The following is a 21,862-nucleotide window of genomic DNA, read 5'->3' as shown; positions in this document are numbered from 1 at the left end:
CAGGTTAAGAAGGCTTCGCATTTTTGGATGGCTGAATAATTGGACTTTCTTTTTTAGGTGTTTTGACTGAATGCTAATAGTTAATAAAGGAAATGACAAAATGGTGTTAATGCTATGTAGCATACCCGTTACTCATAATGATGATTGTATATCACAAGTTGATTTTCAATATTTAAAGCCATCTTCCTAAATGCAATTCTACAATATCGACTAAATGTCGAAGAAATGTGGTGTCTTGGTCGTTGTGGAAACGGTCAGTGTCTCGAGATTTGAAGACTAAAAGTGCGGTTGGTTTTTGCGGTGTTCCACCTAAACGGCAAATCGCCACAGAACCGATAGGGAGTTCTTCAGAAAGGAACATAAGGGCTTTTTCTTTATTGGAGAGATCGCCTAAATAGAATTGGCGTAACCCCATGCGCTCTAGACGAATGAGTTCAAAGGCTTTTCGGTCTAACCAATGTTGTTCAGGAATAGTGCTATTTTTTTGCCAACTATCTGTGAAAAGTAAAATTTTACCACCTTCTAACTCATAGCCTTTTGCCCAGTCATCAATCTTTTCATTGATGGCAATAAAGCCTTCTGTTTGAAATAGTTTTTTCTGCAAAGGTAACAGAGCAAAGAAGATATCCGCTTCTTGATGGGCAAGCAGATGAAATTTTTCGAGGAGTTGAGTAAGCGTTTTGATTTGTTCTCGTTGCTGAGCAAGCTGTGCTTCGACTAAGGAAATCGTCCCTTCTTCATGGCTATGCGGAATACTAAGCAGTTGAAGTAGTTCAGGATGATGGGTAAAAAAATCAGGGTGATTTTTTAGGTAGTCAGCAATATCTTGTTCAGTCATTAAAAACTCCTTAAAAAATAACCGCACTTGGTTGTGCCAAAGTGCGGTTTATTTTTATGCCGTTTTAGGCCGCAAATGGATCGCGTAAAATCATAGTTTGTACACGATCTGGACCCGTTGAAAGGATATCTACCGGTACACCAGTTACTTCTTCGATACGTTTGATGTAATCACGGCAAGTTTGCGGTAATTTATTTACATCAGTGACACCGAAGGTGTTTTCTTTCCAACCTGGTAAAGTTTCGTAAATTGGTTCTACGCCTTCCCAATCTTTCGCTGCTAATGGTGCATATTCAACGATTTCGCCATTTGGCATTTTGTAAGCTGTACAGATTTTCACTTCATCAAAGCCATCTAATACATCTAATTTGGTCATACAGAAGCCAGAAATTGAGTTTAGTTGAATTGCACGACGAATGGCTACTGCATCAAACCAGCCACAACGACGAGGACGACCAGTTACTGCACCAAATTCATTACCTTTACGTGCAATTTCAGCACCCGTTTCATCGAATAATTCTGTGGTGAATGGACCGCCACCAACACGTGTACAGTATGCTTTGATGATACCTAATACATAATCAAGGTTACGAGGACCGAAACCTGAACCAGTCGCTACGCCACCTGCGGTAGTGTTGGAACTGGTTACATACGGATAGGTGCCGTGGTCGATATCAAGCATGGTACCTTGTGCACCTTCGAATAAAATGTTGTCGCCATTTTTGCGAGCCGTATCTAAGATGGTTGTCACATCTGCTACCATGCCCGTGATGATATCAGCTACCGCAAACACATCGTCTAATGTTTTTTGATAATCAACAGGTTCTACTTTGTAGTAGTTCACCAATTGGAAATTATAGTATTCAAGGATATTTTTTAATTTTTCAGCAAAGGCTTCGCGATTGAATAAATCACCCACGCGTAAACCACGACGTGCCACTTTATCTTCATAAGCAGGACCGATACCACGACCGGTTGTACCAATGGCTTTTTTACCTAATGCGGCTTCACGAGCATGATCCATCGCAACATGATAAGGGAGAATTAATGGACAAGCTTCAGAAATTAACAAACGTTTACGTACTTTTACCCCTCGGTTTTCTAACTCGCCCATTTCTTGCATTAATGCGGCAGGAGAAAGCACTACGCCATTACCAATTAAACAGGTCACATTATCACGTAAAATACCTGATGGAATTAAGCGTAATACGGTTTTTTCACCATTAATAATTAACGTGTGACCTGCGTTGTGACCACCTTGGTAACGCACCACATATTTAACTCGATCTGTTAATAAATCAACGATCTTACCTTTTCCTTCATCGCCCCACTGAGCGCCAAGAATAACAACACTTTTTCCCATAATTTCCGCCTTAAGTTTGCGTCAGTCCATAAATCAAATAAGTTAATACTTTACTCTTTTTTTATCGTAATCTCAAATTCTAAACGTAAAAAAGTGCGGTTGTTTTTAACCACACTTTCTATAAATTTATTATTCAAACAACGATTTATGTAATGAACAAACTACATCATCCGCTTTGTCACTCTGTACTAACATACAAATATTATTCGTACTTGCACCATAGCTAATCATACGAATATTATAATTTTCTAAGGTATTAAATATGCGTTTAGCTACACCTGAGGCAAGGTGTAGATCATTGCCTATTAAGGCCACAAGTGAGACTCCCGTATCCACTCTTACGGTACAATATTGGTTTAATTCATTTAGCAATTCTGGAGAAAGTAATTCGATACCGGATGAAACAGATCCTGTTTTATCTAAGGTTAATGCGATGCTCACTTCAGATGTGGTGATTGTATCGACGGAAATTTTATATTTGGACAAGATATTGAATACATTTGCAAGGAAACCTTGAGCATGTAGCATACTTAAGCTTGAAAGCGTTAATAAAGTTTGATCACGCCGTAATGCAATTGCACGAAATGTAGGACGTGGTTGTGGATCGCGTGTTACCCAAGTACCGCCTGCATCAGGCGCTTTACTAGAACCGACATAAACGGGAATATTACTGCGCACAGCTGGAAGTAATGTTGCAGGGTGCAATACTTTAGCACCGAAAGTTGCCATTTCTGCAGCTTCAGCAAAACTCATTGTATCAATACGTTTTGCTTCAGGGACGACACGCGGGTCTGTGGTATAAATTCCCGCTACATCCGTCCAAATTAATACATCTTTTGCGTCTAATACTTCCGCTAAAAGTGCCGCAGAGTAGTCACTACCACCACGACCTAAAGTAGTCGTTTTACCACCTGGTTCACGGCCGATAAAACCTTGGGTGATGACTAATTCACCTCGGTCAATTAATGGTTTTAATAAATTATCGCAATTTGCTTGAGTTTGAGCATCATTAGGTGTGGCTTTACCAAAGTTATCATTAGTTGCCACTAAAGTCCGTACATCGATCCAAGTGGCTGATGTTTGTAATTCTCTTAATACTTCAATGAAAATTTGTGTCGACATCATTTCACCTTGACTGATGATTTCATCAGTTAAAGCTTTTGATGTCGCAAGGCTTGCTGCTTCAGAAAGTGCGGTAATGTTTTCTAAATATTTTTCGATGATAGGACGTACATGGCTATCGTCTTGTAATTCATTTAAAATATTTTCTTGAATTTGACGGACTTCACCGATTAATTTTGCACGTTCTTCAGCTTTCACGCCATTTGCTAAGGCGACTAATAAATTTGTCACACCAGCTGATGCTGAAAGCACCACAACGCGAGTATTAGGATCTGCAATGATGATTTTCGCACAGGCCTGCATAGCTGAGTAGTTTGCAACAGATGTACCACCAAATTTTGCTACCGATAAATGAGACATAAGATAATCCTCTAAAAATGAAAAGTAAGATGTTGTGTTTTATGATTAGGTATTAGAAATAGCGATTTCATCAAAAATTGTCAAATAAATACTCCAAAAAAATAGAGTAAAAAACCAATTATTTAGATATTTTTTGATTTAATAGGGTAAAAATTAAAGAATCATTAACTATTCGATAGGTATTGGCAGAGGCTCTGGTGCACCAAGGAAATAAGGTTTTACGCCAATAATTAAGTCTAACACGGCTTTCACGCGAGCAAATATTTCGCGAATACGTATCCCAAAATACATTTCGGGTTGTTTTGCAGTAAAACAAATCGCATCAATATCGTAGTACTTAGCAATCAGTAGTGCACGTTCACAGTGGAATTTTTGGCTGATAATAGTAAAAGAGGGCACTTGGAAAACTTTGCTTGCGCGTACAACGGAGTCTAAGGTGCGGAATCCCGCAAAATCTTTAAACATCACACTTTCAGATATGCCCATTTTACGTAGGTCCAAAAACATGGTGCGTGGCTCGTTATATTGAAGCGTGCGGTTATCACCACTTAGCAGTAAATAATCGACTTTATCGTGCTCGATCAAGAATTTTGATGCGTCTAAGCGGTAATCATAATATTTATTGGTTTTTCCTTTAGCGACATATTTGGATGTACCAAGTACCAATGCATAATGACGATGCGGGAGCGTTTCGACATCTTCATACACGCGATCTTGTACATAAAAGCTCACGGTGCGATCAATCGTGAAACAACCAATCAAGACAAATAAAAAGAGCCCCAAGATATAACCGAGGAGTTTTTTTAGTGAAAGGCGTAAAAACCATGAAAGAGCGGTCATTTTTGATGGCATTTTGGATAGTTGCATATAGCTAACATACTGAAAAAAGGAAGTAAATTCAAGTCTAACTTGTTTATTGAATAGATGATAAGAGTATTTGGACGTCTAAACGTCTAAAATTTCTTGACAAAAAAAATAAGCTGTTGATAATTGGTAAACTATCAACGGAAAGGGTTATGGGTTATCATTTTTATGGCTGTGCAAAATGTTGCGCTTTTTGAAGACTATCCACTTCAATTAGCATTGGGCGGACAGCTTTCGCCTATTAATGTGGCATATAAAACTTATGGCACTTTAAATGCAGATAAAAGCAATGTTGTTCTGGTTTGCCATGCCTTAACAGGAGACGCAGAACCTTATTTTGATGAACCGAATAAAGACGGTTGGTGGCAAAACTTTATGGGCGAAGGTCTAGCTTTTGATACATCTAAATATTTTTTTATTTGCTCAAATGTATTAGGTGGTTGTAAAGGTACAACAGGTCCGAGTTCGATTAATCCAACTACTGGAAAACCTTATGGTAGCCAGTTCCCGAATATCATTGTTCAAGATATTATCAAAGTGCAAAAAGCCTTACTTGATTATCTCGGCATCGCGCATTTAAAAGCAATCGTAGGTGGTTCTTTTGGTGGAATGCAAGCCACACAGTGGGCAATTGATTATCCCGATTTTATGGATAATATTGTAAATCTATGCTCTTCTCTTTTTTTTAGTGCGGAAGCCATTGGGTTTAATCATGTTATGCGTCAAGCAATAATCAATGATCCAAATTTTAATCATGGTGATTATTATGAGGGGACTCCACCTCACCAAGGCCTTTCGATAGCTCGAATGCTGGGTATGCTAACCTATCGCACTGATTTGCAATTGGCGAAGGCATTTGGTCGAGCAACTAAATCTGACGGGCAATTCTGGGGGGATCACTTTCAAGTGGAATCCTATCTAAGTTATCAAGGTCAAAAATTCTTAGATCGTTTTGATGCTAATTCTTATTTACATTTATTGCGAGCACTCGATCTATATGATCCAAGTATGGGATATATTGATGTAAAAGAAGCCTTATCTCGAATTAAGGCATGCTATACATTAGTTTCAGTAACGACCGATCAACTATTTAAATCTGTTGATTTACATAAAAGTAAACAGCTTTTAGAGCAAGCAGGCGTGGATTTAAGATTTTATGAATTTCCATCAGATTATGGTCATGATGCCTTTTTAGTGGATTATACGGCGTTTGAGCACAAAATTCGAAGCGGAATAGAAGGCGAGTTAGAATAAAATAAACAGAAAAGGCGGAAATTTCCGCCTTTTTTGATTTTTATAAATGGCTCACGAAACGTGATAAATCTTTTGGTTTACAGTCTTTTTCTAATTTTTCAGCTGCTGTACCAATTTGTAATAAGGCAACAATTTTATCATTTTTACCACAGCCAAATGCTTCACGTAATTCACGACCTTCAATAAGTGGACCCGTTGCCCAAAAGCTCTCAAAGCCAAGCGAATTACCTGCAAGTTGAAGGGCATAAGTTGCTGCACCTGCAGTAAGCATTTGTTCCCAACCAGGAACTTTGGCGACTTCATGATTAATTTTAGCAATGACGGCAATAACCATTGGTGCGCGGCGTGCAAAATTCTCTGCTTTTTTTAGTCTCTCTTCACCTAAATCAAATTCAGCCACAGATGCTTTGAGCAAGCCTTCTAATTTACTTAAACCAGTGCCTTGCATCACGACAAAATGATAAGGTTCGAGTTTACCATGATCGGGGGCACGTAAAGCCGCTTGAAACATTTGTTCTAATTGCACTTGGTTAGGGGCGGGTGCCGTTAATTTTTTATTGGATTTGCGTTGTGTTAAAAGAGTTAATGCATCCATAGTATTTTCCTTCTTCCAGTTAAGTGCAGTTGATTATAACATAGTTTTTCATAGGACTTTATGATAGGCTACGCACAATTTTTATTTCTGTTTTAAAAGGTTTAATTTCACATGAATGTCATATTAAGCGTATTGAAATTTTGTTGTAAAGCGCTCAATTTTATCCGAAATCTTGTGATGAATTTTGTGTTCTTATTATTTGTTTTAGCGTTGATTGTGCTTGTCAGCCTTTTTAGTGATGGCAAGAAAAGCCAAGTTTTATCGGGCGATCAAGGCGCATTATATTTAAATTTAACAGGCTATCTTGCGGATAACACAGAGAATATGCTGAGTTGGCAAGCGGAATTTCAACGTTTAAATAATGAAAAGGTCTTGTATAAATATTCTACTTTTGATGTGGTGCAAAGTATTTTATCTGCGAAAGATGATGAACGAATTCGTGGCTTAGTACTGAATTTAAATGACTTTGAAGGGGGCGATCTTCCATCGTTAGAGTATGTAGGAAAAGCGATTCAAAGCTTCAAAGAATCCGAAAAGCCTGTCATTGCTTATGCAGACAATTACACACAGGTACAATATTTTCTTGCGAGTTTTGCGAATGAAATTTATCTCAATCCGATTGGGCAAGTCGGCATTCAAGGTTTACGTCAGGAAAATCTTTACTTTAAATCCATGCTCGAAAAACTTGAAATTACGCCGCATATTTTCCGTGTTGGGACTTATAAGTCTGCTGTAGAACCTTTCTTGCGTGATGATATGTCGCCAGAGGCAAAAGCGAATATGCAAAAATGGCTTGGAGGTATGTGGCAAAATTATATGCAAACATTAATAGCTAATCGTAATATTACCGCTAATGATGTATTACCGAATGCACAAAAATATATTAGTGATTTAAAAGTATTAAAAGGTGATGAAACGGCTTATGTGAAAAAACGTCATTTAGTGACACAATTTGCGACAAGATTGGATTTAGATAAAAAATTGACCGCACTTTTTGGGCAAGATGAAGAAGGAAAAGCGAAATTATTAGAGTTTGAATATTATTTATCTGATTTAGGTGATCGTTTCTCTGTCGATCCTAATGAAAAAAATATCGTTGCGGTAGTGAATGTCGAAGGCACGATTATTGATGGTGAAAGTGATGAAGAATCCGCAGGTGGAGATACCATTGCGAAGTTATTAAGACAGGCCTACGATAACGAGAAAGTGAAGGCGGTTGTTCTCCGTGTTAACTCACCTGGCGGCAGTGCATTTGCCTCTGAGATTATTCGCCAGGAAACTGAAAATCTCCAAAAAGTAGGCAAACCTGTTGTGGTATCAATGGGAGGGATGGCTGCCTCTGGTGGTTATTGGATTTCTTCAACTGCAGACTATATTGTCGCGGATAAAAATACGATTACGGGTTCAATCGGGATTTTTGCATTATTCCCAACCTTTGAAAATACAATCAAAAAAATGGGAATGAGTACTGACGGCGTGGCAACAACAGATCTCGCGGAAACCTCAGCCTTAAGCCCATTGAGTAAACATACTCAGGATATTTACCAGCTTAGTATTGAAAATGGTTATGATCGTTTCTTAGAGGTAGTAAGCCGTGGTCGTCAATTATCAAAAGATAAAGTGGACAAAATTGCTCAGGGCCAGGTATGGTTAGGGCAAGATGCACAGAAAAACGGTTTAGTGGACGAGTTAGGTGATATTGATGTAGCCATTGATAAAGTGGTCGCACTAGTTAATCAACATCCTGATAAATACATGGATAATTTTAGTGTGCAATGGTTGGTTGATGAAGATAATAGTTTCCTAGCTAAATTAGATCGTAAGCTTAAACAAAAAGGTCAAGCTTTACTGACAAATTGGTTGGGATTGCCACAGGAAGTGTATCAAGTGAAAAAACAACTGAATGTGTTAACCAAATTTAATGATCCAAAAGGACAGTATCTATATTGTTTAAATTGTGGTTCGGTTAAGTAAAATAGTAAAATGTAAAAAGGGCGGAATGTAATTTTCGCCCTTATTTTTTATCCAATTAGCTTATTTTTCATTTTTGATATTGGAGAAAATATTTGCCAAAATTGGACCCGATACATTGTGCCAGAAACTAAATAAAGCACTTGGTACCGCTGCAATTGGGTTGAAATGTGCGGCAGCCAGTGCGGCGCCTAAACCTGAGTTTTGCATACCTACTTCAATTGCCACCGCTTTGCTATCTGCAGTATTAAGTTTAAATAATTTCGCTGCAAAGTAACCAATTAAATAGCCTAAGCAGTTATGTAAAACCACTACGCTGAAAATTAATAGGCCTGATTCTACGATTTTATCTTTACTTACTGCTACTACCGCTGCCAAGATTAAGACGATAGAAATAACAGAGACTAATGGCATCGTTTGGCTTGCTTGCTCGATTTGTTTCTTGAAGAGAGCACGAATAACTAAACCTAAGAAAATGGGGAACAATACCATTTTTAATACAGACATAAACATTGCGCCTGCATCAATATCTAACCATTGACTTGCTAATACATAGAAAATAGCAGGGGTTAATATTGGTGAAAGTAAGGTTGAAATTGTCGTACAAGCAACAGAAAGTGCGGTGTTACCTTTCGCTAAATAAGTCATTACGTTTGATGACGTACCACCTGGGCAAGAACCCACAAGAATCACACCAACTGCTAAATCAGCAGGTAAATCAAAGGCTTTTGCTAATCCAAATGCAATGATAGGCATGATAATAAATTGACCCGCTACACCAATAAGTACAGATTTAGGATGTTTAGCCACTTCGCTGAAATCTGCAAACGTTAAGGTGATCCCCATGCCAAACATCACCAAACCTAAAAGGTAAGGAATATAGGGGGCAAAAATTTTGAATTGCTCAGGGAAGAGAAAGGCGAGAAGAGCAAAAACAATCGCCCATAGGGCAAAAGTTTTGCTCACAAAGTTAGTGAGTTTTAATAATGCTTGCATAGTTGCTTTCCTATTTTGTTAAAAAGAATGAAAAGAGCGGTCAATTTTAAAGACGTTTTTTTAAGATGTCTATGCCTAACTTGAATTTACAGATGATTAGGAAATAGTTGTTTGCCAAGCATTTTCATCGAGTAATTGACCAAAATGACTTTCCACAAGAAGGCGGGTAATATTGTTTTGCGGATTGGTGAAGATCTCTCTTGGTGTACCTGATTCGATAATTTCACCTTGATCCATCACCAAGACTTGATCAGCAATGTGTTTGATAATGCCTAAGTTTTGCCCTACATAAATATAGGAAAGTCCCAAATGTTCTTGTAAATCTAAAATTAAGTTAAGTAATTGAACACGTACAGAAGCATCTAATGCGCTAAGAACATCATCAATAATAATAATTTCAGGCTGAAGAATCAGTGCGCGAGCTAAGGCAATCCGCTGTTTTTGGCTCATTGAGAGATGTTTAATTTTAAGATTAGTATAATCGGGATAAAGTCCCACTAATGAAAGGGTTTCAAAGATCTTTTGATTGCGTGTTTCTTCATCCCAATTGGTAATTAATTTCAATGGTGCGTCTAAGGCTTGTCCTATATTTAAGCGAGGGTTAAATGCTGAATTCGCATCTTGGAAAACCATTCGGATATGCTGCGCTCGATTATGAAAATCTTCAAATTTCAACGGTAAATCATTAAATAATATTTTTCCTGAAGTTGGTGGGGTAATCCCTGCGATCATTTTCACTAAGGTTGACTTACCCGAACCATTTTTACCAATGATCGCAAGCGTTTCTTTGCGATTAAGTGAAAAGCTTATCTCTTTTACTGCATAAAACTGCTCTGTGCCAAGAAATTTAGCCGGACCTTCAAAGGTTTTGCTAAGATTTTCCACTTGTAATAAAGGCATTATTCACTTCCTTTTGATTCTGTATTGAGCGTAAGTGGTGACGTTGTCATTTTATCTTTAAACTGCCTTTCTCGGAGATTTATTGGATAATGGCAGGAAAACTCGTGCTGTTTAATACGATATCGGCCTGGTTTCTGAATACATTCACGTTGTGCAAAAGGGCAGCGAGGTCCTAATCGACACCCCATCGGCATTTGTTCCAGAATGGGGACGGTGCCTTCCAATGTTCCCAATCGGCTTTTAAAACTTAAGGGGCGACTAAAGTCGGGAACAGAGTAGAGTAATGCTTGTGTATAAGGATGATGAGGCATTTCTAATAATTGCTCGGTTGGGCCAGATTCTGTATTTTGACCACAATAAAGCACAGAAATGCTATCACACCATTCACTAATACTTTTCAGATCATTACTCGCTAATAAAATCGTTGTGCCTTGGTTTTGATTCATGCTTGAAAGTAAGCGGAAAATTTGTAATGCTGTAATTGACTCCAAAGAATTGGTGGGTTCATCCGCAATTAATAAGCGAGGTTGATTTGCAATCGCTACTGCGATCATGACTTTTTGACCTTCACCTTCTGTGAGATCATCAGGATAACTTGCCATAATGTCCAGGTGATCTTTAATACCTACACGGTGTAGTAATTCAATTGCTCGACGTTTTTTCCAGCCAAACCATTGCCACCAATGACCTTTAAATGTCCAGTTCGGAATACTCTGAATAAGCTGTTTGCCGATTCTTCGACTTGAATCTAGGCAGCTTAATGGATTTTGGAAAATCATTGAAATTTCTTTTCCAACGATTTTTCGACGTTGATTCGGTGTTAGTTTAAGTAATTCAATATCATTAAAACGAAAACGGTCAGCCGTAACAATCCAGTTATCTTTAATGGAATTACTGATTATTTTAGCGATTAAACTTTTACCGGAACCCGATTCACCAACAAGTCCTAGAATTTCCCCTTCATTGACTGAAAGATTGACGCCGTCCACAATTTTTATACGGCCGTTTGGTGTTTGAATTTCAATATTAAGATTGCGAATATCTAACAGCGCCATCGGTTACTCGTAATATTTGTTGATTGCTTGACACAATCCGTTAGTAAAAATAATGCTCAATAAAATGGTAAAAATAATAGCAAAACCAGGTAATAAAACTGTCCATGGTGCAAGATAAATTAATTCTAATGAATCTTTAATCATTGCACCCCATTCAGGCATTGGACGTTGTGCACCTAGCGAAATAAAGCTTAATGCTGTAATATCTAAAATAGCAACCACAAATGCACGGGCGATTTCTTGCGTATAGGCAACACTAATATTCGGCAAAATGGTGCTTTTTAATAGCTCCCAGTTTGAAACCCCATCTAATCTTAGTAAGAGAACATAGTCTTTCTTCAGTTCTTGTTGAATGGATTGATAAATGGCATGTACAAAATACGGCAAAATAGCTAATAGGGTAGCAAATATGGCATTTATCAAGCTCGGTTCCATTAATGTTGAAATGATAATGGCAATCAACAAAATAGGAATGGATAAAAACGCATCAAAAATATGACCTAAGACACGAGATTTAATTCCTTCTGACATGCCCGCAAGAATACCTAATGCACCACCAATAATCGCTACAGCAATGACGACTAAAAGAGATGAACCAAGGGTATAATGCGTCCCCATGATGAGTCGACTGAGTACATCACGACCGAGATCATCGGTTCCAAAGAAAAAGGCAATACGGCCTTTTTCGACCCAAGATGGCGGCATAAGTTCTTCTCCCACAAATTCCATGCTTTCGTTATAAGGCATGATTAGCTTGGGAAAAAGTGCGATAAAAATAAGAAAAACAAATAAATAGAAACTAAATAACGCTACACGATTTTGACGAAAAAGCAACCAAATCTGAAAAAAGGAGGTACTTTCACGAAACTCATCAGGTTCTCTATCTTGCATACCATCCCTTCTTATTAAATGGATCTAATATAAACATGAGTAATTTGGCTAAGGTATCAATAATGATTATACAAATACCAATTACCACTACACCAGCAGAAATGCTATTGTAATCTTGTTGGGTTACAGCATTTATGAGCCAAAGTCCAATACCAGGCCAGCTTAAGACAGTCTCTACTAGCATACATTGTGTTAACACTAAGGTAAATACACGAGTAAACTGTGGAATTAATAATGGAAATGTATTTCGAAAAACATAACGTCTTAAGATCATCCATTTTGACCACCCACGTGTTACTGCCGCTTTAGCATATTCTTGCTGAAGTAAATAATTTGCTCGTTGTTGAATAATACGGATAAATTCCATTGTCGGTAGAATGCAAAGCACCAATGTGGGCAAGGCTAAATGTTGTAAAACGTTCTGTACTATTTTTGTTCGGTAAGTAACATCTAAAAACCACATATCAATGATAGGAAAACCTGTTATTGGTTTGATTTCATAGAGTAAATTATATTGTCCAATTGCTGCAATTTCCCAATTTTGAATTGCTGCAACATAAAGCAAAATAGGGGCTAACCAGAAACTAGGAATCGATAAACCAACATTCGAGATACTTTGCAATGTTCGTGAAAAAGCACCTTGATTATAGACCGCACTTAATACACCCAAAGGAATACTTAAAAGACAAGCTAATAAGAGCGCAGTAAAGCAGAGTTCTAATGTTGGTGGTAAGACGGTGAAAATTAAATCTTTTAAGGATTTTCCTCCGTTATAAGTAATGCCCAAATCGCCTTGTAATAATGACGTTAAATAGTGATAGTAAGTACTATAAATATTATTGGTAATAAGATCAGCATTAAGCGGATCACGCATTAAAATGACAAAGCTTAGCAAAGAGAGAATCAATAATAAGATAATCATCCAAACTATATGTCTAATTGCTGAAAGGAGCATTATTTTTTCTCCTTAGTTTTCATAAAATATAAAGTAGAAAAATTGATGCTACCAAATGGTGTCATTTCTATACCTTTTACGTTGCCACTTGCGACTAAAAGTCGTTGAACGTTTGCAATTGGCACAATAGGTAATTCATCTAAAATAAGTTCTTGTGCGCTATTATAAGCTTTAGAACGCTCATATAAATGATTAGTCGACAGTGCACGATCCATCATCTTATCAAATTCAGGGTTACACCAATTGGATAAATTTGTGATTTCATTTTGAGTATCACAACTTAAAATCGGACGCATAAAACCATCAGGATCAAGGTTTCCTGCAAGCCACCCTGTTAAAATTAAATCGTAATCTTCAGTGTGATTACGTAATTGTTCGGTTAAAAATGTACGTGTTACTGACCGCACTTTAACATCCACTCCAACCTTTGCTAAATCCCATTTGATAAGTTCAGCCATTTTAATGGGAGCAGGATTATATACTTGTTCTTCATTTATAACCCACATTTTTAATGCTAATTTCTTATCTCGTAAGATTTTTTCCGCTTTTGAAGGCTGATAATCATATGCAAAATCAGGCGTGTTAATCGCTGAAGCCCAAGAAATATCAGGAATAATATTATTCGCTACAGTCGCCGTGTTATGATAAATGTTTCGTACAATTCTAAAACGGTTTAAGCTTTGTGAAATGGCTTGACGAATTGTTTTATCCTGCATTAACGATTTTTGAAAATTGAAAGCTAAATAAGCTAAATTCATCCCTTCTGTGGATTGTAAATAATAAGGAGCATTTTTTTCACTTAACAAACCAAGTTGGCTAACTTCTGGAGAAGAAGCAATCTGACATTCATTATTAAAGAATTTTATTAAACGACCACTGCGCTCAGCTGAAAGATCCACAATAATATTTTCAATTTTAGCTTCTTTTTTCCAATACTCCTCATTACGTATTAAGCGAACATATTGATTATAAACGTAATCTTTTACTTGATACGGACCTGTGCCGACAGGATGCGTGTCCAATTGGGAGAGGTTATCATCAGCACTTAATTGATACGCATATTCTTGAGAGAAAATAATAGAGTATTGACTGGCAAGATGCGACAGAATTGAGGCATCAGGTTCAAACAGTTCAATTTTGACCTGATAAGGATTCGTTGCCGTGATACTTTTAATTTTTTGATTCAGCTTAATACTTTCAAAATAGGGAAAGTGAACCTTCTTGGCCTGCTCGTGGAAGATTCTATATTGTGGATTTTTATAGGTTACTACATCGTTTGAAAGTGTCGGCAGATAAGTATCATGCCCTAAAACACGATTAATTGAAAAGACCACATCTTCTGCATTAAAGTCACGTGTAGGAGTAAACCAAGGCGTACGATGGAATTTCACTCCTTTACGAAGATTAATGAGAATTTGTTTGCCATCAGATGAAATTGAATAGGATTGTGCTAACACAGGAATAAGTGCGGCACTGTGGTCTTTAATATCAAACAATTTGTTATAAATTTGCTCCGTCACCACATTCATACTGGTACCTGCATCGGCAGTTTGCGGGTTAAAGGAAAAACCCGATGCATTTGTGCAGTATGTTAAGCCATTTTCCGTCAGCATTTTAGGTATGCGTGGGGCGGCTTGTGCCAGATTAATTAGGCTCAACCCACACAATAAAAAACAAAAAGTGACATTTCGACGTAACATAGCTTTATTATTAAAGACCGTTTTGTGATAAATTGAGTGAATTGTAAAATATCTTGGCAAAAATGGCTAGTTATTGGATTTTTAGGATATGTTTAAATCAATTAATCGGGAAATTAATCAAATAATCAATCGCGGATTTGACCGCACTTTGCGTTTAGCTGTAACGGGGTTAAGTCGAAGCGGTAAAACCGCTTTTATTACGAGTTTGATTAATCAACTGTTATATATTAATCAAGAGGAAAATGCTCATCTTCCTTTATTTGAGGCAGCCCGAAATCAATCTATTTTAGCGGTAAAACGTGTGCCTCAGCAGGATTTAAGTATTCCACGTTTTGATTATGAAGCGAATCTCAATGATTTAATGAATAATCCACCACAATGGTGCCAATCTACTCGAGGCGTGAGTGAAACACGTCTTGCTATTCGTTTTGAACGTCAATCGGGTTTACTTCGCCATTTTAAAGAACGTGGCACATTATATTTAGATATTTTTGATTACCCTGGTGAATGGCTATTGGATTTACCTTTGCTAAATCTAGACTTTCAACAATGGTCACTTGAACTAGCCAAAATTACATCAGGTGTTCGTCAACAGTTTGCGCAAGAGTGGTTGGAAAAACTGAAAAAACTCGACCTAAGTGCGGTCGTCAATGAAGATGTTTTAGCACAGATTGCAAAATCTTATACCGATTATTTGCTTGCCTGCAAAGCAGAAGGAATGCAATTTATTCAACCAGGCCGATTCGTCTTGCCTGGAGAATTAGAAGGTGCACCTGTATTGCAATTTTTTCCGTTATTGCATTTGTCGGAAGAACAATGGCAAAAACTGAAAAGAGAAGCGAAATCCAATAGCTATTTTGCGGTGTTGAATAAACGATATGATTATTATCGTAATAAGGTGGTGAAAGGCTTTTATGAAAATTATTTTTCGACTTTTGATCGCCAAGTAATTTTAGCGGATTGCTTAACGCCACTAAATCATAGTCAACAAGCCTTTATCGATATGCAAACAGGGCTTAATCAGCTTTTTAAAAATTTCCATTATGGAAAACGCAATTTACTTAATCGTTTGTTTTCCCCGAATATTGATAAGCTCATGTTTGTGGCAACAAAAGCCGATCATATCACGACAGATCAAATTCAAAACTTAATCAGCCTGATGCGCCAATTGGTGCAAGAGGGCGGTCGTCATGTTGAATTTGAAGGGATTGATACAGAATATACCGCAATTGCTGCGATTCGAGCGACCAAACAAGTTTTAGTTAATCAAAACGGTAAACAAATCAAAGCTATTCAAGGTGTGCGTTCTTTAGATAAGCAACTGATTACCCTTTATCCGGGTTCTGTTCCAAGTAAACTACCTAATGCAGAGTTCTGGTCAAAACAATCTTTTGATTTTGATTCCTTTGAACCTCAAGTTTTACAACAAGGTGAAAGCATCCCGCATTTAAGAATGGATGCCGTCTTGCAGTTTTTATTGGCGGATAGGTTTGATTGATAGAAAAGTTAAATCAATTTAATTGTCAAATACTTAATATAAACCACTATTTTTTTATTGGTATTTAGGTAGAATCAATTTGAGTCTTTCTAAAGTAAAGGAGCTTATGATGAAAATGAAAACTCTCTTAGCATTAGCAATCAGCGGAATTTGTGCTGCTGGCGTGGCAAATGCACATGACCATATGGCAAAACCAGCAGGTCCTTCAATCGAAGTAAAAGTACAACAATTAGATCCTGCAAATGGTAACAAGGATGTAGGGACTGTAACGATTACTGAATCAAATTATGGTTTAGTGTTTACACCAAATCTACAAGGTTTAGCTGAAGGTTTACATGGTTTCCACATTCATGAAAATCCAAGCTGTGAACCAAAAGAAAAAGACGGTAAATTAACAGCAGGTTTAGCGGCTGGCGGTCACTGGGATCCTAAAGGTGCAAAACAACATGGTTACCCATGGCAAGATGATGCACACTTAGGTGATTTACCAGCATTAACTGTATTACATGATGGCACTGCAACTAACCCTGTTTTAGCGCCACGTCTTAAACATTTAGATGATGTTCGCGGTCACTCTATTATGATTCACGCTGGTGGTGATAATCACTCCGATCATCCAGCTCCACTTGGTGGTGGCGGCCCACGTATGGCATGTGGCGTGATTAAATAATTCGATAGTTCGAAACGAAAAGTGCGGTGAATTTTCACCGCACTTTTTTTGCTAGATATTTAGCATTTAATTCACGACTTCAGCAGTATATTTCAGCTTGTGAATCGCATCGAATAATTGCTGGTTTGTGACTTTTGGATCTTCCACAACCGTCACTAACCCATCTTTAATAGATGCTTTTGTTGATATAACGCCATCAATATTACGTAGCTCTTTATTCACTAAATAAGCGCAAAGCTGGCAATTCATTTCTTTTACTTTTAGCACAATTTGTTTGGTTTCATTCGCATGGGCGAAAGAAATGGCAAACAGCGAAAGCAAAAGTGCGGTACATAATTTCTTCATTTTTATTCCTAATTAGCTAATTCTAAAATCCAAGGCAAAATTGTTGGATAGGTTAAGAAAAAAATCATCACGATAAATACAATCCAATATAAAACAATGAGTTTTTTACGGGAAATATATTTGCTACAAATGATTTTTTTGGAAAACATCAACAGCCAAAATCCATAGGCGAAGGCGCATAATGAAACGATAAGCATTGGAATACGCAAATAATCATATTCGCCTAGGCCAATCAACCAAGTAGATGATACGCCGAACACCAAATAGATTAATGGTGCGATGCAGCACAAGGTTGATGCCACCGCGGCGCTAAGTGCGGTGGCTATGGCAACCCAAAAGGATTTATTAGAGTTTTTTAGAGACGTAGTCATATTTAAATTCTTTTGGATCAAAGGAATTTAACGGATCGCCACCTACTTCTGCATACGGATAGCCGAAGTTATTGATTGGCGCCAGTTCTGGTTGTGGATATAAATCGAAGTCACGAGCATGATTAAAGCCAACCCAGTTTGCTTCCCAGTTACCAAACAAATATTTTGCTACGGCTTGTGTATCTTTATCTTCAACAGATTTTTTCTCTGCTAAACGCATTTTGGCAACGTCTGCGGAATCAACTGGTACCCATCCAAACCCTGCAAGGTAGAATTCAGCACGGCAGTGCTGACCGCCACTTACGTTTGCGATGCCTTGTTCATTCGCACTACCGAAAGCACCTTTGGAATATTTACCCATTTTCTCTGCCGCACCTAAGCGAATACCAAAAATTTCACGGGCTGGGATGCCTGCCGCACGAGCAAGCGCCACAAATACAGAGTTAATATCGGTACATTTACCCTTTAATACGCCAGTGGTAAGAATTTTTTCTACATCGCCGTCACCACAACCTAATACAGAATTATCACGTTCCATATTGTTGACGATCCATTGGTGAATTAACTCAGCTTTTTTCAATGGATTGGTTTCTTTACCTACGATTTTGTCAGCAAATTCTTTCACAATGCCATCAGTTTTAATATGTGGAGTAGCTTTTAAGTATTCTTGTACATCTACCGAATACTGAATATCTTTTGGCGGAGTATAATTTTCTAAAGCACCTTTCACCATCGGTTCACGGTCTTTTGTTTCAATGACCATAGTGACTTTTAAATCACGCTTTTGTGCATCTTTATCCCAAGTGGCAAATAAGGTTTTCGCACCGTATTTATTGTTTTCTGTTACATAGGCATTCATGTAATTACCTTCAAAGTGAATCGATTTCACTTGTTGGTATTCTCCATTAAATGGCAATGGAACCCATAAATTGGTTTGTCCTTGCGAGCCTTTTGGCGCAACTAAATCGTAGGTTTGCGTGAATTCATACAGATGAGAATCAGTATTGTAGTTTGGAATGTCGGTATTGGCGTAAGCCATGGAACATGCGGAGAGCACCGCAGTGGCGATAAGTTTCTTCATGAAAAGATCCTTCTAGTTAGTTAACAGTTAAAACTTAACACATTAGATAAACTAATTGTGGACGATGACTATAGTAGCTCATTTTATTTTCTAGTCAATATTGCTTTTTTATTTTAGCCATTTAAGATTTGCTAAAGAAATTCGAAGTAAAATACCGTTTCTATTTTTATTGGAAAGAATAATGACAAAACAAATTTTCACACAATCTCACCAATCCGAAGAGGAAGAAATTCTGCCTAAGCAAGAATTTCATAATGTTGAAACCACCATTGATAACGAACCTTTAGAAGGGGAGTTGTTGGATGAGCAATTTGAGCAAATTGTGAAGCCTAAATCGAGTGGTTGGAAAACGGCTTTGAAATTGACCGCACTTTTATTTTTAGGGGCGACGGTTGCACAATCTGTTCAATGGATTTGGGATAGTTATCAAAACCAACAATGGATTTATCTTGCTTTTGCCTTGGTGAGTTTTATCGTTGTGTTGTTTGGTTTATCTGAAATCATCGCAGAATGGCGACGTTTGGTGAAACTTAAAAAACGTTTGAATTTACAAGAACAAAGTCAGCGATTAATTGGTGAAAGTGCGGTCGAAAATCATCACGTTTTTTCTGAACAGGATAGTGAAAAAGGAAAAGCCTTGTGTTTATCGATTGCCGATACCTTAAAATTGGATTCGCAACATCCTGCAATTGTCCAATGGGAAAAGCAGATTAATGAAAGTTATTCTGCTCGCGAAGTTACCCATTTATTTAGTCAAACAGTGTTACAGTCTTTTGATAAAAAAGCGAAAAAACTGATTACTAAAATGGCAGCAGAATCCGCTGTGATTGTGGCAATCAGTCCTTTGGCCATTATTGATATGTTTTTTATTGCATGGCGCAATATTCGTTTAATCAATAAAATTGCAGCGATTTATGGGATTGAGCTTGGGTATTTTACTCGTCTTCGCTTACTTAGAATGGTGTTAGTGAATCTTGCTTTTGCAGGGGCAACGGAGATTATGCAAGATTTAGGGATGGATTGGCTTTCGCAAAATATTACCGCGAAACTTTCTGCACGAGCAGCGCAGGGGATTGGCGTGGGATTATTGACGGCTCGATTGGGCGTTAAGGCGATGGAGTTTTGTCGTCCTCTTGCATTTGATAAAGCAGAAAAGCCAAAGCTTTCTCATGTTCAAAAAGAATTGCTGACGGTAATGAAAGATGTTGTGCTAGGTAAAAATAAAGCAAGAGAAAAAGAGGATGTATATTAAAAACTTCAATTCAGAATTGATACGCACCTAATCTTGAATAAATATCAATAATTAGGTGCTGATTTTATGATGTCCCTGAAAGAGGGTTACGTAGGAGAATTCTATCTATAGCTTGAATGTAGTTTAGCCAAATATTTAATTAGACTTAGGGCGAATGCCTAATGTATGGCAAATCGCATAAGTCAGTTCACTACGGTTTAATGTATAAAAGTGGAAATCGTTTATACCTTCACGAGAAAGAATTTTTACCATCTCCATTGCGATGCTTGCTGCAACAAGATTACGAGTCGTTGGATCGTCATCTAATCCTTCATAAGCCTTAGTCAACCATGCTGGAATTTTTACATTCGTAAACGATGCCATTTTTTGAAGTTGTTTAAAGTTGGTTACAGGGAGAATGCCCGGTACAATTTCAGCATCAATGCCAATAGACGCGCAGCGATCACGGAAGCGAAGGTAATTGTCAATATCAAAGAAAAATTGAGTAATGACATGATTGGCACCGGCATCAATTTTACGTTTTAAATTGATTAAATCTGCTTGCGCTGATTTTGCTTCAGGGTGAACTTCTGGATATGCGGCAACCGAGATATCAAAATCAGCTACGGAGCGGAGTAGTTCAACTAGGTCAGCTGCATAGAATGGTTTCTTTTCATAACCTTTTGGTTCATCACCACGCAATGCGACGATGCGACGAATACCGCTATCCCAATAATCTTTTGCAATTTCTTTTAATTCTTCAGGTGTCGCATCAATACCCGTTAAATGAGGAGCGGCTTCTAAACCTGTTTCTGCTTTAATGGCTTTTACTATGCTATGTGTACGATCACGTTCACCAGAGTTTGCGCCATAGGTTACGGAAACAAATTTAGGATTTAATTCTTTTAAGCGATGAATAGAATCCCAAAGCATACTTTCCATTTTTTCATTTTTAGCAGGAAAGAACTCGAAGGATACATTGATTTTTTTGTTAATGTCGGCAAGATGTTGGTTTAATGTGTCAATTTCTTTTGCGTAGCTCATAGCATGCTTTCTCATATTTTTATTAGAATGCGTTTATCATAAGATAAGAATAAACATGCGTCAATTTCAATTGTTTCATAAAAATCATGAAATTAATTAATGTTTATTTTTGTGTTCTATAAATAAAATGAGTTTTTTGAACAAAAAGTTAGCATTTTTATTGAAAATAGGTATAATATGCCGACCCTGTAAATGCACAGATTCCCACTGTGTATTATTTTATCGAGATCACACTCGAAGGGGTGGAGATTAAGATTAATGGTTGTGTTTCAATCAATATGGAACACTGGGTATCAAACTTATATTTTGGTAATTAATTAATGAAAACTTTTGTAGCAAAACCAGAAACAGTAAAACGTGACTGGTATGTGGTAGATGCGACAGGTAAAACTTTAGGTCGTTTAGCTACTGAATTAGCGCGTCGTCTTCGTGGTAAACACAAGGCTGAGTACACTCCACACGTAGATACTGGCGATTACATCGTTGTTATCAACGCAGATAAAGTGGCAGTAACTGGTCGTAAAGAAACAGATAAACTTTACTACTGGCACACTGGCTATGTAGGTGGTATCAAACAAGCGACTTTCAAAGAAATGATCGCTCGCCGTCCTGAAGCGGTGATTGAAATTGCGGTTAAAGGTATGTTGCCAAAAGGTCCATTAGGCCGTGCAATGTTCCGTAAATTAAAAGTGTATGCGGGTGCAGAACACCAACACGCAGCACAACAACCACAAGTATTAGACATTTAATCACGAGGT

Annotated in this window: 21 protein-coding genes; 6 read left to right on the top strand and 15 right to left on the bottom strand. The window is 37.6% G+C overall.

What is annotated here, in order from left to right; genetic code table 11:
* Positions 1–172 precede the first annotated feature (172 nt).
* From EL215_RS08890 to EL215_RS08875, 4 genes are all read right to left on the bottom strand, one after another.
* Positions 173–838, bottom strand: coding sequence for a DUF484 family protein (locus EL215_RS08890; protein ID WP_126471594.1), 666 nt, complete (start codon positions 836–838; stop codon positions 173–175).
* Between the two features lie 64 nt (positions 839–902).
* Positions 903–2,201, bottom strand: a complete 1,299-nt coding sequence (gene purA / locus EL215_RS08885; RefSeq protein ID WP_126471592.1) for an adenylosuccinate synthase — start codon at positions 2,199–2,201, stop codon at positions 903–905.
* Between the two features lie 129 nt (positions 2,202–2,330).
* A complete protein-coding gene (gene lysC, locus EL215_RS08880) occupies positions 2,331–3,683 on the bottom strand; it encodes a lysine-sensitive aspartokinase 3 (RefSeq protein WP_126471590.1) in 1,353 nt (450 codons plus the stop codon).
* 168 nt (positions 3,684–3,851) lie between these two features.
* On the bottom strand, positions 3,852–4,550 hold the full coding sequence (locus EL215_RS08875) for a SanA/YdcF family protein (protein ID WP_049355544.1): 699 nt from the start codon (positions 4,548–4,550) through the stop codon (positions 3,852–3,854).
* A gap of 165 nt (positions 4,551–4,715) precedes the next feature.
* Between EL215_RS08875 and metX the strand changes: the two genes are divergently transcribed.
* Complete coding sequence (metX, locus tag EL215_RS08870; protein WP_126471589.1) at positions 4,716–5,801, top strand: homoserine O-acetyltransferase MetX; 1,086 nt, start codon at positions 4,716–4,718, stop codon at positions 5,799–5,801.
* Positions 5,802–5,841: 40 nt separating this feature from the next.
* Here metX and EL215_RS08865 read toward each other — a convergent pair whose 3' ends face one another.
* Positions 5,842–6,396 carry a nitroreductase family protein gene (locus tag EL215_RS08865; RefSeq protein WP_049355542.1) on the bottom strand — a complete coding sequence of 185 codons (555 nt, stop codon included), beginning with the start codon at positions 6,394–6,396 and terminating at the stop codon, positions 5,842–5,844.
* 111 nt (positions 6,397–6,507) lie between these two features.
* Between EL215_RS08865 and sppA the strand changes: the two genes are divergently transcribed.
* Positions 6,508–8,370 carry a signal peptide peptidase SppA gene (gene sppA, locus EL215_RS08860; protein ID WP_126471586.1) on the top strand — a complete coding sequence of 621 codons (1,863 nt, stop codon included), beginning with the start codon at positions 6,508–6,510 and terminating at the stop codon, positions 8,368–8,370.
* 60 nt (positions 8,371–8,430) lie between these two features.
* Here sppA and EL215_RS08855 read toward each other — a convergent pair whose 3' ends face one another.
* The 6 genes from EL215_RS08855 to EL215_RS08830 form a co-directional block, all read right to left on the bottom strand.
* The gene (locus EL215_RS08855) at positions 8,431–9,363 is read right to left on the bottom strand and encodes a bile acid:sodium symporter family protein (RefSeq protein WP_126471584.1); all 933 of its coding nucleotides are present in this window, start codon (positions 9,361–9,363) and stop codon (positions 8,431–8,433) included.
* 96 nt (positions 9,364–9,459) lie between these two features.
* A complete protein-coding gene (locus EL215_RS08850) occupies positions 9,460–10,263 on the bottom strand; it encodes a peptide ABC transporter ATP-binding protein (protein ID WP_126471582.1) in 804 nt (267 codons plus the stop codon).
* Positions 10,263–11,318, bottom strand: coding sequence for a peptide ABC transporter ATP-binding protein (locus EL215_RS08845; RefSeq protein WP_049355538.1), 1,056 nt, complete (start codon positions 11,316–11,318; stop codon positions 10,263–10,265). Before EL215_RS08845 ends, EL215_RS08850 begins: the two co-directional genes overlap by 1 nt.
* A gap of 3 nt (positions 11,319–11,321) precedes the next feature.
* A complete protein-coding gene (locus tag EL215_RS08840) occupies positions 11,322–12,209 on the bottom strand; it encodes an ABC transporter permease subunit (protein ID WP_126471580.1) in 888 nt (295 codons plus the stop codon).
* The gene (locus EL215_RS08835; RefSeq protein WP_126471578.1) at positions 12,199–13,164 is read right to left on the bottom strand and encodes an ABC transporter permease; all 966 of its coding nucleotides are present in this window, start codon (positions 13,162–13,164) and stop codon (positions 12,199–12,201) included. Before EL215_RS08835 ends, EL215_RS08840 begins: the two co-directional genes overlap by 11 nt.
* Positions 13,164–14,864 (bottom strand): ABC transporter substrate-binding protein, encoded by a 1,701-nt coding sequence (locus EL215_RS08830; RefSeq protein WP_126471576.1) that lies wholly within the window; start codon positions 14,862–14,864, stop codon positions 13,164–13,166. The genes EL215_RS08835 and EL215_RS08830 overlap by 1 nt, the downstream gene beginning before the upstream one ends.
* 88 nt (positions 14,865–14,952) lie before the next feature.
* Between EL215_RS08830 and EL215_RS08825 the strand changes: the two genes are divergently transcribed.
* Together EL215_RS08825 and sodC are read left to right on the top strand one after the other, a co-directional pair.
* Positions 14,953–16,362, top strand: coding sequence for a YcjX family GTP-binding protein (locus EL215_RS08825; protein ID WP_049355534.1), 1,410 nt, complete (start codon positions 14,953–14,955; stop codon positions 16,360–16,362).
* Between the two features lie 109 nt (positions 16,363–16,471).
* Positions 16,472–17,032, top strand: a complete 561-nt coding sequence (gene sodC / locus EL215_RS08820; RefSeq protein WP_126472054.1) for a superoxide dismutase family protein — start codon at positions 16,472–16,474, stop codon at positions 17,030–17,032.
* A gap of 66 nt (positions 17,033–17,098) precedes the next feature.
* On the opposite strand, the gene EL215_RS08815 is transcribed toward sodC, so the two are convergent.
* The 3 genes from EL215_RS08815 to EL215_RS08805 are packed head-to-tail and all read right to left on the bottom strand — an operon-like array spanning position 17,099 to position 18,829.
* Complete coding sequence (locus EL215_RS08815; RefSeq protein ID WP_005651690.1) at positions 17,099–17,377, bottom strand: heavy-metal-associated domain-containing protein; 279 nt, start codon at positions 17,375–17,377, stop codon at positions 17,099–17,101.
* Positions 17,378–17,385: 8 nt separating this feature from the next.
* Positions 17,386–17,748 (bottom strand): mercuric transporter MerT family protein, encoded by a 363-nt coding sequence (locus EL215_RS08810; protein ID WP_005628992.1) that lies wholly within the window; start codon positions 17,746–17,748, stop codon positions 17,386–17,388.
* On the bottom strand, positions 17,723–18,829 hold the full coding sequence (locus tag EL215_RS08805) for a transglutaminase-like domain-containing protein (protein WP_053465624.1): 1,107 nt from the start codon (positions 18,827–18,829) through the stop codon (positions 17,723–17,725). Before EL215_RS08805 ends, EL215_RS08810 begins: the two co-directional genes overlap by 26 nt.
* Positions 18,830–19,010: 181 nt before the next feature.
* On the opposite strand from EL215_RS08805, the gene EL215_RS08800 reads away from it, so the two are divergent.
* The gene (locus EL215_RS08800) at positions 19,011–20,081 is read left to right on the top strand and encodes a TIGR01620 family protein (RefSeq protein ID WP_126471574.1); all 1,071 of its coding nucleotides are present in this window, start codon (positions 19,011–19,013) and stop codon (positions 20,079–20,081) included.
* Positions 20,082–20,216: 135 nt separating this feature from the next.
* Here the strand turns inward: EL215_RS08800 and metF are convergent, their stop codons facing one another.
* Positions 20,217–21,104, bottom strand: a complete 888-nt coding sequence (metF, locus tag EL215_RS08795) for a methylenetetrahydrofolate reductase (RefSeq protein ID WP_126471572.1) — start codon at positions 21,102–21,104, stop codon at positions 20,217–20,219.
* 320 nt (positions 21,105–21,424) lie between these two features.
* On the opposite strand from metF, the gene rplM reads away from it, so the two are divergent.
* Positions 21,425–21,853 carry a 50S ribosomal protein L13 gene (rplM, locus tag EL215_RS08790; protein ID WP_049355529.1) on the top strand — a complete coding sequence of 143 codons (429 nt, stop codon included), beginning with the start codon at positions 21,425–21,427 and terminating at the stop codon, positions 21,851–21,853.
* Positions 21,854–21,862: the final 9 nt, after the last annotated feature.

The organism is Haemophilus parainfluenzae, from assembly GCF_900638025.1.
Lineage (GTDB): Bacteria > Pseudomonadota > Gammaproteobacteria > Enterobacterales > Pasteurellaceae > Haemophilus_D > Haemophilus_D parainfluenzae_J.
This window is presented reverse-complemented; position numbering and strand designations above follow the sequence as displayed.